7 protein-coding genes are annotated in these 12,915 nt (G+C 47.1%); all 7 read right to left on the bottom strand.

The genetic code is table 11. The annotated features are described in order from the left end of the window. Positions 1 to 21 precede the first annotated feature (21 nt). Positions 22 to 1,686: a WD40 repeat domain-containing protein gene (locus KBW69_RS05985; protein WP_257280280.1), complete on the bottom strand. Its 1,665-nt coding sequence runs from the start codon at positions 1,684 to 1,686 to the stop codon at positions 22 to 24. 76 nt (positions 1,687 to 1,762) lie between these two features. Continuing rightward, on the bottom strand, positions 1,763 to 3,586 hold the full coding sequence (locus KBW69_RS05980) for a WD40 repeat domain-containing protein (RefSeq protein ID WP_257280279.1): 1,824 nt from the start codon (positions 3,584 to 3,586) through the stop codon (positions 1,763 to 1,765). Between the two features lie 334 nt (positions 3,587 to 3,920). Next, a complete protein-coding gene (locus tag KBW69_RS05975; protein ID WP_257280278.1) occupies positions 3,921 to 4,784 on the bottom strand; it encodes a WD40 repeat domain-containing protein in 864 nt (287 codons plus the stop codon). Between the two features lie 185 nt (positions 4,785 to 4,969). Beyond that, positions 4,970 to 6,997 (bottom strand): WD40 repeat domain-containing protein, encoded by a 2,028-nt coding sequence (locus tag KBW69_RS05970; RefSeq protein ID WP_257280277.1) that lies wholly within the window; start codon positions 6,995 to 6,997, stop codon positions 4,970 to 4,972. 108 nt (positions 6,998 to 7,105) lie between these two features. Continuing rightward, complete coding sequence (locus tag KBW69_RS05965; RefSeq protein WP_257280276.1) at positions 7,106 to 10,243, bottom strand: efflux RND transporter permease subunit; 3,138 nt, start codon at positions 10,241 to 10,243, stop codon at positions 7,106 to 7,108. After that, positions 10,240 to 11,430 (bottom strand): efflux RND transporter periplasmic adaptor subunit, encoded by a 1,191-nt coding sequence (locus KBW69_RS05960; protein WP_257280275.1) that lies wholly within the window; start codon positions 11,428 to 11,430, stop codon positions 10,240 to 10,242. Before KBW69_RS05960 ends, KBW69_RS05965 begins: the two co-directional genes overlap by 4 nt. Positions 11,431 to 11,437: 7 nt before the next feature. Next, entirely contained in the window at positions 11,438 to 12,844 is a 1,407-nt protein-coding gene (locus tag KBW69_RS05955; protein WP_257280274.1) for an efflux transporter outer membrane subunit, read from the bottom strand. Positions 12,845 to 12,915 lie beyond the last annotated feature (71 nt).

The following is a 12,915-nucleotide window of genomic DNA, read 5'->3' as shown; positions in this document are numbered from 1 at the left end:
CTGCAACAATCATTCATTCATTCATCCATCCATTCGTAGTTCAATGATTTTTACTGTTTTATCGTGATGGATCGTCAACACATGACCATCGTCGCTGAAGGTGGCTGACAATATCTCACTGTTATAGGAAATGGTGGCTTTTTCTTCCCAGGATCCATCGGTTTGCTGGCCATAAATTTTTACCTTTTTATCGTCGCTGGCGGTGAGCACATGGCGGCCATCGACACTCAAGATTGTTGATCTGACATGACTACCATGGGTAATGGTGGCTTTTTCTTCCCACGATCCGTTGTCCTTCTGGCCATAGATTTTCACCTTTTTATCTCCACCACAGGTGATCACACAGCGGCTATCGGGGCTTAAGGTGGGTGGGTTGACCCAGTATTTATGGGAAATAATGACTTTTTCTTCCCATGATCCATCGTCCTTCTTGCCGTAGATTATCGCCCTGGCATTTTTATCGGAAATCACCAAATGGCGGTTATCGGCGCTGATTGTCGCTGTGTTGACGGCTTTATTAGGGGAAATGGTGGCTTTTTCTACCCATGAACCATTGGCCTCCAGGCCATGGATCTTCATCTTCGGATCGCGACTGAAGGTCACCACAGAGCGGTCATCGGCGCTGAAGCTGGCTAAGCAGACATATTTATCATGGTAAATAATGGCTTTTTCTATCCATGACCCATCATCCTGCTTGCCATAGATTTTTGCCTTGCCGTCTAAAGCGGCGGTCACCAAATAGCGGCCATTGGCACTGAGGGTGATTGAGAGGATCCTGGCATCATCGGAAATAGTGGCTTTTTCTGCCCATGACCCATCGTCTTTCTGGCTGTGTATTTTCACCTTGTAATCGTCACTGAGGGTCACCAAATGGCGGCTATCGGAGCTGAAGGAGATTGACACGATGGGATAGTCATAGAAAATGGTGGCTTTTTCTGCCCAAGCCCCATCGTCCTGCTTGCCATAAATTTTCGCTGTTTTTTTATGGTCACTTGTGGTCACTATATAGCGGCTATCGATGCTGAATGTGGCTGAGTTGACACTGTTTTCATGGAAGATAGTGGTTTCTTCTTTCCATGATCCATCGCCCTTTTGGCCGTGGATTTTCAGGGTTTTATCGTCAATATCGCTCAGCACATGTTGGCCATCGGGGCTGAAGGAGTCGGGGTAATTCCAACTATTAACAAGGAGGGTGGCCTTCGTCTCTACTTTAAATGTTTTGCATTCAGACATTAGTTTGGTGAGAGTGAAGAAGAAAAGAGCAGGAAAGTAAATACTCTCATGACGATCCATGACTGACTTGACTAATGCCTCATCCTTTGTAAAACGCTTCAACCATTTCTGGAGTTCATCTTTATCTTTTCCAGTGACGATTGTCTTTATCAGCTTCTGGTGTGATGGAGCAAACCGCCGATACCATGCCCTTGCCATTGAATCATCATTTTTGAGCGTGTTGTTGATGTATGAATTTGCCCGTGTTAAATGGGTGATATCGTGAGCCTGCAAATAAGTGAAAATTTTGGATTGTATTCCCGGGGGCAAATCGAGCAATAATGAAAACTCACTCTTGTCACGTACAATGACGTCCCTACCCATAGTGGTAGTAGTTGGTGTTTCTGATTGAGATTGATCGGGTGTTGATGAGAGTGGATCACCAAGGCCGGAATGGTTATTTATGCAGTCCATAGTTCGTTTCTTAAAAGTTGTTGTTTTCGCCGGTTGACAGGGATATTCGAAATTGATTCTGTGGCTTAGAGTCGGTTTAAGTATGAAAGTTCATAACATTGATGTCAGTGAAACTATTCATTCTTAGTTCAGTGATTTGCACCTTGTCATCGCAACGGATAGTCATCACTTGGCCATCGCTGCTGAAGGAGGCTGATCCGATCGAACCATTATGGGAAATGCTGGCTTTTTCTACCCATGATCCATCGCTCTGTTGGCCAAAAACTTTCGCCTTGCCATCATGACTGGCAGTGACCACATGGCGGCCATCGACGCTGAATGTGGCTGAGCGGACCCAATCTTTATGGGAAATGGTGGTTTTTTCTATCCAGGATCCATTGTCCTCCTGGCTGTAGATTTTTACAGTGTTATCTTCACTGCGGGTGATCAGATGGCAGTTATTGGGGCTGAAGGTGGCTGAATAGACACGATCCTTATGGCGAATGATCGCTTTTTCTTTCCATGACCCATCGTCTTTAAGACCGTAGATTATCGCACTGCCATCGTCACTGGAGGTCATCAAATGGCGGTTGTCGGCGCTGAATGTCACTGAGTTGATCTTTTTATCATGGGAAATGGTGGCTTTTTCTTCCCTTGAACCATCGGCCCCCAGGCCATGGATTTTCACCTTGTGATCTTTACCAGCGGTCACTAAATAGTGACCATCGGCACTAAGTGTGGCTGATAAGATACAGTCGTGGTAAGTACTGGTTTTTTCTACCCATGACCCATCGTCCTTCTTGCTATAAATTTTCACATTGTGATCGGCACTGAGGGTCACCAGGTGACGACTATCGGGGCTGAAGGTGGCTGATATGACTTTATCATCGTGGTGAATGATGGCTTTTTCTTCCCATGACCCATCGTCCTTCTGGCCATAAATTTTCGCCCTGCCATCATTACTGGCGGTCACCACACAGCGACGATCGGCGCTGAACCTGGCTGAGTTGACTTCGTTGTCATGGGAAATAGTGGCTTTTTCTACCCATGACCCATCGTCCTTTTGTCCATAAATTTTTGCCTTGCCATCTCTGCTTCCTGTCAGCACATGGAGGCCATCGGCGCTGAAGGTGGCTGAGTCGACACAGCCGCGATGGGAAATAGTGGCTTTTTCTACCCATAACCCATCGTCCTTCTGGCCATAAATTTTTGCCATGCCATCGTAACTGTGGGTCACCATATGGCGGCTATCGGGGCTGAAGGAGTACCTTTTGACCACTTCTTCATGGGCGATAGTGGCTTTTGCTTCCCATGATCCATCGTCCTTCTGGCTGTATATTTTTACCGTTTTATTGTCAATTGCGGTCATCACATGGCGGCCATCGGGGCTGAAGATAGCTGAGTTCGCCCTGCCATTACCGGGGAGGATGGCTTTTGTCTCTAATTTGAATTTTTTACATTCAGACATCAATTTAGTGACAGTGGAAAGGTACAGTGCAGGAAAATAAATACTCGGTTGGCGATCTATGATTGACTTGATTAATGCCTCATCCCCGGTAAAGCGCCTCAACCAACCCTTGAGTTGATCTTTATCTTTTGTAGTAACGATTGTCTTTAAAAGAGCCTGATGTGATGGAGAAAACCGGCGATACCACGCCCTTGCTATTGAAGTATCATTTATGAGTATGTTGTTAAGGTATGAATTTGCCCGTGTTAAACCGGTAATATCATGGGCCTGCAAATAGGAATAAATTTTGGATTGTATCTCCACTGGTAAATCGAGCAATAATGAAAGCTTTTTCTTGTCACGTACCATGACGTTCCTGCCCATAGCGGTACCACTGGTTCTTTCTGATCGAGCTTGATCCGGTGTTGATGGGAGTGAACCACCAAAGCAGGAAAGGTTTTTTATGGGATTCATAGTTTGTTTTTCAATAGTTGTTATTTCACTTTGGTGAGTAAGGCCATTCAAAATTGATTCTGGAAGATAGACTCGGTTTTAGCTTAAAAGTTCACGACATTGATGTAAGCCTAACTAATAGGAAAACAGGGCTTTGATCCGTGCAAATGTTCAATAAGCAGAAAGCAGGTTTCTGTCTTTCATAATATGCAGAGTGCAACTCTGGGTTAATACCTGAAACTCACAACCATTTCCCCATTGAACGTTAGGTGACTCCCCGGGAGTTTGAGAAGTATCTTCAGTGGGGTCTGGAAAGAGCTGTTGTAGAAGAATAATGTGGGATAACAGCAAACCATCATTCATTCATACTTAGTTCAGTGATCCTCGCCACGCGATGGGTAGTCAACACATGGCCATCGATACTGAGGCGGGCTGATCGGATGTCACCGGGATGGGAAATGGTGGCTTTTTCTTCCCATGATCCATCGCTGTTCTGACCATAAATTTTCGCCGTTCCATCGAAACTGGCAGTGATCACATAGCCGCCATTGATGCTGAAGGTTGTTGATCTGATATCCCTAAGATGAGAGATGATGGCTTTTTCTTTCCATGATCCATCGCTCTCCTGGCCAAAGATTATCACCGTTTTACTATCACTGACGCTCACCAGATACTGGCCATCGGCACTGAAGGCAGCAGAGTTGATCTTGCCATTATTGGGGAGGGAGGCTTTTGTCTCAGATGTAAATGTTTTACATTCAATCATCAGTTTGGTGATAGTGAAAAAGAACAGTGTGGGAAAATGAATACTCGATTGGCGATCCATGACTGATTTGACTAGTGCCTCATCCTTTGTAAAACGCTTCAACCATTTCTGGAGTTCATCTATATCTTTTGCAGTGACGACTGTCTTTATCAGAGCCTGGTGTGATGGAGCAAAACGCCGATACCATGCCCTTGCCATTGAATCATCATTTTTGAGTGTGTTGTTGATGTATGAATTTGCCCGTGTTAGTTGGGTAATATCATGAGCCCGTAAATAGGTGAAAATTTTGGATTGTATTCCCAGGGGTAAATCGAGCAATAGTGAAAGCTTGTTCTTGTCAAGTACAATGACTTCCCTACCCATAGTGATAGCAGGTGGTGTCTCTGAGTGAGATTGATCGGGTGTTGATGAGAGTGGATCATCAAAGCAGGAATGGTTACTTATGGAATCCATGGTTCGTTTCTCGACAGTTGTTGTTTATCCTTGGTGAGGAGATTCAAAATTGATTCTGGAAGTCAGAGTCGGTTTTAGCATGAAAGTTCATAACATTGATGTCAGCGAAACTAACAGGAAAACAGGACGTTGATTCTTGCCGGGCAGGTGTTGCAGAAGAATAATGAGTGAGTAACAGCAAACCATCATTCATTCATACTTAGTTCAGTGATTTTCGCCGTCTCATCTTGATGGATGGTCAAAACATGGCCATCGGCGCTGAGGGTGGCTGATCGGATAATACCAGGATGGGAAGTGCTGGCTTTTTCTTCCCATGATCCATCGCTGTTCTGACCATAAATTTTCCACGTTCCATCGACACTGACAGTGACCAAATGGCGGCCATCGACACTAAAGGTTGCTAATGTAATAAAACAATCATAGGAGATGATGGCTTTTTCTCTCCATGATCCATCGATCTTCAGGCTATAGATTTTCATCATGAGATCATTACTGCAGGTGATGACATGACGGCTATCGGGGCTGAATTTGGCAAAGTAGACATTTTTGTTATGGGAAATGATGGCTTTTTGTTCCCATGATCCATCGTCCTTCTCACCATAGATTTTCGCTTTGTCACCTAAATTGGCGGTCACCATATGGCGGCTATCGGCGCTGAATTTGGCTGAGCACTTTCTTAGGTAACCGGAAATTGATTCAAGAAACTCCCAGGCTGTTGTACCAGCTGAGCAGTGACTCAGGTAATCGGAAATGGTGGCTTTTTCTTGCCATGATCCGTTTTTATCCTGGCCAGAGATTATCGCCTTGTTATCGTCACTGGAGGTCATTAAACAGCGACTATCGGGACTGAATTTGACTGACTTGACCTTTCCATTATGGGAAATGATGGCTTCTTCTTCCCATGATCCATCGGTATCCAGTCTATAGATCTTTGCACTGCCATTATCTCTGGTGATCACCACATGGCGACTATCGGAGCTGAAGGTAACTGAAACAAAATGGGAAACAATGGCCTTTTCCAGCCAGGACCCATCGTCTATCTGGCCATAGATTTTCGCTTTCCTATCCAGGCTGGCGGTCACCACATAGCGGCTATCGGGGCTGAAGGTGGCTGAGTAGACAGTCTCATCATGTGGAATGATGGCTTTTTCTGCCCATGACCCATCGTCACTCTGGCCATAGATTTTTGCCCTTTGATCCCAACTGGTGGTTACTAGATAGCGACCATCTTTGCTGAAGGTGGCAAAACTGACACTAGCGTTATGGGAAATAGTGGCTTTTTCTTCCCATGATCGTTCGTCCTTCTTGCCATAGATTTTCGCTTTGCCGTCGTCACTGTAGGTCAACACATGGCTGCTATCGGGGCTGAAGGTGGCTGATTTGACCCACTGATTATGGGAAATAGTGGCTTTTTCTTCCCATGACCGTTCGTCCCTCTTGCCATAAATTTTCGCCTTGCAATCCATGCTAGTGGTCACTACATAGCAGCTATTGGCACTGAAGGTGACTGATCTGACAAGCTGATAATGGGAGATAGTGCCTTTTGCTTGCCATGTTCCATCGCTCTCCTGACCATAGATTTTGCAGGTTCTGGGGTCATAGTCGATCATCAGGTGGCGTCCATCGGCGCTGAAGGCAGCCAAGTGCTCTGAACTATTACAGGGGATGGTGGCTTTAGTCTCCAATTTAAATGTTTTACATTGACACATCAGTTTGGTGAGAGTGAAAAAGAACAGAGCAGGAAAATGAATACTCCCATGGCGATCCATGATTGACTTGACTAATGCCTCATCCTTTGTGAAACGATTCAACCATTTCTGGAGTTCATCTTTATCTTTTGCAGTGAGGACTGTCTTCATTTTTGTTTGATGTGATGAAGCAAACCGGCGAAACCATGCCCTTGCCATTGAATCATCATTTTTGAGCGTGTTGTTAATGTATGAATTTGTCCGTGTTAATTGGGTAATATCATGAGTCCACAAATAAGTATAAATTTTGGATTGTACTGTCGGGGGCAAATCGAGCAACAATGAAAGCTCGTTCTTGTCACGTACAATGATGTTCCTACCCATAGTGGTAGCAATGGGTGTCTCTAAGTGAGATTGATCGGGTGTTGATGAGAGTGGATCATCGAGGCAGGAATGGTTATTTATGCAATCCATAGTTCGTTTCTTGGAAAGTTGTTCTTTTCTCTGGTTGGCAAGGATATTCAAAATTGGTTCTGCGGCTTAGAGTCGGTTTTAGCATGAAAGTTCATGACATTGATGTTAGTGAAACTAACACCTACCAGAAAGGCCGCTTTTTTCAGCGGCCTTTTTGTATCAGGGAGTTGAGCTCAAAGCGGGTTCTTTCCCTCGACTTTCCTGAAACCAGCTCTTGAGGTCATGCCCTGCACCGATCAGACAGGGAATGATCGCCAGAGTGATAAAGGTGGCAAAGAGAATGCCAAAGCCCAGAGAGATCGCCATGGGGATGACCATCTGTGCTTGACGGGAAGTCTCGAAAATCATTGGAGCCAATCCACCAAAGGTGGTCAGTGTCGTCAGAATAATAGGACGGAAACGTCGGGTTGCGGCCTGATTAATGGCTTCTCTCCAGTCCTTTCCATCTTTTCTGTGTCCGTTGTAGGTGGTCAGTAGAATGAGACTGTCGTTCACCACAACGCCACAAAGCGCTATGATACCCATAAAACTGATCATGCTCAGGGTGTAGCCCAGTATTATATGACCCAAAAAAGCGCCTGCTACCCCAAAAGGAATGGCTGCCATGACCAGTAGTGGCTGGGTAAAGCTCTGAAAAGGTATAGCCAGCAGAGCGTAGATCAAAAGCATGGCCAGCAGGCTCGACTTCAAGAGCGCACTCATGCTTTTTGCTGCACGTTTCTGGTCTCCTCCCAGATCGATTTGTAGTCCCGGATACTTAGCCTGAAGCTCCTCAAATACATTGTTTTGAAGAGAGCTGATGATCTGCGGTGTAGAACCCCTCGGGTTCACTTCTGCGGTAATATCAACGGTTCTGCTGCCATCTCTGCGGGTTACGCTTGATGGGGCAGTACTCTTGCCAATGGCTGCGACACGGGTCAGAGGAATATAGCTGCCGTCGTCAGTACGGATCATCATATTGAGAAGATCGGCTTCACTCTGCCTCAATGCTTCATTTAACATGACTTTCACCGAGACTTCGTTTCTTCCTTCCTGCTGCTTTATGGCTGTTATGCCAAAGAGAGCATTGCGCAACTGTCGTGAAATATCGTTAGCGGTGAGCCCCAGAGCCATGCCTTCATCACTGATGCGGATATCCAGCTGAGGATTACCACTGGCGAAACTGCTGGAAATATCCGTGACTCCGCTAAATTGTTCGAGTTTCCCTACGAGAAATTCACTGGACTGGCGAAGAACCTCAGTGTCTGTGTGGCTGAGTTCAACGGTCAGGGCAGGATCACCTCCCGGACCATGACCTGTCGTACTATACGTGATGCTCAGGAGCCCCGTCAGTTCGCCATTCGCTTTCCGCCACAGGTTAGCGACTTGAGCAGTACTGATCGGGCGTACATCAGGAGTAGTCAGGTTCAGAGAAACTCTGATTACGTCGTTCTCAATGATGGTTGAAAGGCCGCTTACCAGTTTATCGCCGCCATTTTCCCGGGCCACTTCCTGTGCGCCAGCTTCAATGATGGCCAGCGTTTCCCTGATTTTGCTTTCAGAACTACCATATGGGTGAGTGGCAGTGACCCTGACAAAGCTGGCATCGGTTCTGGGCATCAGATAAAAGCCCAGTCTGCCGCTGGCCTGCCAGGCTCCGACCAGCACGACAATAGCCATAGCAATGGCAAGTGACAGGTATTTACGATCAAGAACGCTGTTCAGCACAGGCTTGTATCTTGTATTTATAAGCAACATTAGACGTTTATCAATACTTTGCTGTACGTTGTCCAGCCATTGACCCATTTTGCCTTTTGGCCTGTCTTTTGTTTGCCCCAGATGGGCGGGGAGAATAAACAGAGCCTCGATCCATGAGATGGCAAATACGCTGATGACCACCAACGGCGTCGCCTGTTGAAGTTTGCCCAGCATGCCGGGGAGAGTCAGAATCGGGAGAAAAGCCACCATGTTGGTCAGGATACTGAACGTCAGTGGTACGGCGACGTCTTTGGCCCCGAGAATAGCGGCCCTTGAAAAGCTCATGCCTTCCTGACGACGATGGTAGATGTTTTCACCGGCAATAATAGCATCATCCACTACAATCCCAAGGGCGATAATAAAGGCAAACATCGAAATAATATTGATGGAAACATCCATTCCGGGCAGTAATAGCATGGCGCCCAGGAAAGAGGTTGGAATTCCCATCGTGACCCAGAACGCCAGACGGTACTCCAGGAACAGACTCAGCAGAACCAGTACCAGCAGCAGTCCCAGAAAGGCATTTTTTAGCAGCAGATTCATCTGGTTTTTGAAGTTTACCGAGTCATCATCGGTGATCTCGATATTCACTCCGGGAGGCAGCTCCGCTCGTATTTCAGGAAGAATATTTCTTACGATATCCGATACACCGACGGGCGTTTGCTCACCCACACGGTAAACGGTCAGTCCGGCTGCCAGTTGACCGTTATAACGTGCCTCCGTACCATCGTCGTCGAAATCATGGGTGAGTGTGGCAATGTCTCCCAGTTTTAGCGTGCTGCCACTGGTCAATGTTTTGACCGGAACATCACGGAAAGCATCAGCCTGTTCACGACGTTCCTGAACCCGGACACTGATGTCGCCCCCGATAGCATTAATTTCTCCGGAAGTTTGATCGAAAGCATGCTGGCTGAGGGCTTCAGAAACCTCTGCCAGAGTCAATCCATAGCGTTGCAGCTGGTCTTGATCGATACTGATCCGGATCTCATGCCCGGGCTCCATATCCAGTTCAATCTGGGTGAGTCCGGGATCTCGCTGTAAACGGTCTCGAATGTTTTCTGCTACGGTTCGCAAAATCCGCTTATCGACCTCACCGTAGATCATGATTTCCATGACGTCTCTTTTACGGCTTTTGACGGATATCCGGGGTTTTTCGGATTCTTCAGGCAGAGTGCTGATTCGGTTTACTGCCTGATCAATATCCTGTAACAGTTGGTTGGCATCGTATCCTTCCATCACTTTGACGGTGATTGAGGCTGAGCCTGAAACCGACGTAGAGTTAATCTCATCAATGCCTTCAATGCCCCGGATGGCATTTTCAATAGGTAACACAATGCCCAGATCAATCTCTTCGGGTGTTGCTCCTGAGTAATTGACAGCCACTTCGATCCTGTCAACATTGAATTCAGGCATGATTTCTTTCTTGATGTCCCATGTGACAAACAGGCCACCAATAATCAGAAAGAGCATCAATAGATTCGGAGTGATCCTGTCACGAGCCATCCACGCGATAGCGCCTTTATGTTCAGTCATATCGCTCATGGCTTTTATATCGCTCATGGCTGCTTACCTTCAAAAATAGGCTTTTCTGCTGTGCGCAGTGGCAGGCCATTGACAGGTGTCGTCAGCGAAGAGCTGATCAGCTGGTCGCCATCTTCAAGGCCAGAGAGCAAGATCGCTTTCCCTGAGTCACGATAGATAGGTGATAAAGTTCGAATTTCGAGGGTGCTACCCCGGGTTAGCACCCAGATCTGATTGCTGTTTCTTATCAGTGCTTCAGGCACCACAAAGGCGTCGTCCACTTTTTTACCCACGATCTCTGCGCTAAGAAGATCATTCACCATTACAGGAGGCTTGCCCTTATTCTTTTCCCTTTGAGACAGCGGGTCCTCAATCTCAATAATGACCTTTGCCATAAGAGATCCGTCGTTCAGTTCGGGAGATACAGAGATCAGCCTTCCCTGACGAGAGTCTCCACTCCATTGAGGACTGGTGATTACTACAGAACTGCCGCTGGAATGTTCGTTGGCAAAATTCAACCATTTCAGCTGCTCGACAGGTACTTCCAGCTCTATCCAGAAACGGTCAGTTGAGATCAGCTTCATCAGGGCAGTGCTGTTGCTGACCTGACTACCGGGGTAAACGGAGTTGTTAATGACCTGGCTATTAAACGGTGCCGTTATTTGTGTGCGTCTAAGGTTCAGTTTTGCCTGATCCAGACTCGCCTGAGCCCTGATTAAACCTGCTTTAGCCGCTTCCAGTTGAGGTTGCCGAAGGACCAGGGCCTCTTCTTCCGGGGAGAGTTTATGGCCTGTCAGTTCGTACTCCTGCCGGGCGATATTCTGCTGACCCTGTTCCAGCTTCAATTCAGACAATGCCTGAGCGACAGCGGCTTCCTGTTCCCGAACAAGAATCTCATATTCATCCTGATCCAGAGTCACAAGCAGCTCACCTTTCTTGACACGGGAGCCTGGCATCAGGCCATCAAGGATACTGTCTATCCTGCCACTGACCTCTGGATAAAGAGTGACAAACTGACTTGGGATAACGGTGCCCAGACCCCTGAGACGAATGTTGACGGTTTGCTGCTCAACCGTAACTGTCTCGACCATTTGGGATTTTTTCCCGGGTTCGGCACGACTGGCTTTGGGAGAGGTCGTCATCAGCAGCCATGCTGTAATAATCGAGATGGCAAGGATCAATAGGGGGGCAGCAGGCTTTCTCAGGTGTTGGGTGGTTGGATTCATTTTCATATCAGTTTATGGGCTGAGCCTTGTCTTGTTCAGTACCTGTCATGCTTTTATTCCGGACGAGCTCTTCTGCATTCAGATCACCCGCCAGAGCCCGGTGAAGTTGAATTCGCTCGGCCAGAAGATTGCCCTTGCTGATCAGTTTCTGCTGTTCCAGATCCAGTCTGCTGTTTTGTGCGGTTAACACTTCAAGGAAAGTGCTGTCACCATTCTGATACCGGGTCAGTTTGAACTGTTCTGTCTTGATAGCTAACGACAATTGTTTATCGATACTTTGTAGTTGCTGTTGCTCAGACTGTTCACGGGTCAATGCTGTTTCCACTTCCGTAAAGGCTTCGAGAATCGTTTGGGAATAAGTATTCAGGGATTCGCTCAAAGCCGCTTGCTGACGTTCGACTTCAGCTTTGCGCAGTCCACCATCAAAAAGGGGCGCGATCAGCCCCGCCGCCAGATGGCCTGCCCAGTCATTCACCAGAGAAGAGAAGTTTGAGCTGGTGGATAACAGTGAGGCCGTGAGATTGATCTGAGGCAGCCGGTCAGCCTCGGCCACAATCAATTGCTGATTTTGACGCTCGACATAAAACCAGGCCTGCCTGAGATCCGGACGACGACTCAATAAGTCAGCCGGTAAGCCTGTTGAGGGTAAAGGTTTCAGTTCCGGCGTTTTCGGGATATCGATTGAATGCAGTTCGATGGCTCCGGTCAACAGAGCCAACTGTTGGGAAGTCAGTTGCTGTTGACGCCTGGCAGCTAGTCTTTTGGCATTAAGATTTTCCAGAAGCTGTTGCTGTTGCAGCAGATCTTCTGCCTGCGTCTGACCGTATCGGAATCGCAGTTCAATCACGGACAGCTGACGGTTCAGGTTTTCAATCTGCTGATCATAGAGTTTGATCAGGGATTGTTGGGTGACCAGCTCGTACCATTGACGGGCTATCTCAGACGACAATGTTATAGTTGCAATGTTGAGTGCTTCGCGGCTGGCGAGAAGCTCGAACGTTGCAGAGGCTTCACTGGCGGCAAGGCGTGACCAGAGATCTACTTCATAGCTGGCCATCAATCCGATCTGAAATTGCTCAACATTACCGGAAGACTGCTTGGTGTGGCGGCCTTCGAAGGTTCCATCAATAGTGGGCACCGATGTTGCTCCGGACTGTCTGGCAACGGCTTCAGCCTGACGAAGTCTGTCTGTTGCTGCTTTCAGACTGAAATTATTGGTCAATGCTGTTTCAATAAGGCTATTGAGCCGGGGGTCGTCAAAGCTTTGCCACCAGAGGCTGGTCTGAGCTTCATTGCCTGACTGAGAAAAGGTCGTTGGCAGAGAAGTTTTTGGTGGCGATAAGGTGCTGTGTGTAGCACAACCCGACATCAGGAGAAGCAAGGTTCCTAATGCCAGACAACGTGGGTATTTCATGGCTGAAAAATGATTGACTTTGATCAGCCATTATCCTGAAACCGTGATTTCAGATCAAAGATAATTACTAA

This window comes from Endozoicomonas sp. ISHI1, from assembly GCF_024606225.1.
GTDB lineage: Bacteria > Pseudomonadota > Gammaproteobacteria > Pseudomonadales > Endozoicomonadaceae > Endozoicomonas_A.
This window is presented reverse-complemented; position numbering and strand designations above follow the sequence as displayed.

Coding starts and splice junctions, on each gene's coding strand:
- KBW69_RS05960 (WP_257280275.1), bottom strand. CDS start 11,430: ATGAATCCAACCACCCAACACCTGAGAAAGCCTGCTGCCCCCCTATTG.
- KBW69_RS05985 (WP_257280280.1), bottom strand. CDS start 1,686: ATGGACTGCATAAATAACCATTCCGGCCTTGGTGATCCACTCTCATCA.
- KBW69_RS05955 (WP_257280274.1), bottom strand. CDS start 12,844: ATGAAATACCCACGTTGTCTGGCATTAGGAACCTTGCTTCTCCTGATG.
- KBW69_RS05980 (WP_257280279.1), bottom strand. CDS start 3,586: ATGAATCCCATAAAAAACCTTTCCTGCTTTGGTGGTTCACTCCCATCA.
- KBW69_RS05975 (WP_257280278.1), bottom strand. CDS start 4,784: ATGGATTCCATAAGTAACCATTCCTGCTTTGATGATCCACTCTCATCA.
- KBW69_RS05965 (WP_257280276.1), bottom strand. CDS start 10,243: ATGAGCGATATAAAAGCCATGAGCGATATGACTGAACATAAAGGCGCT.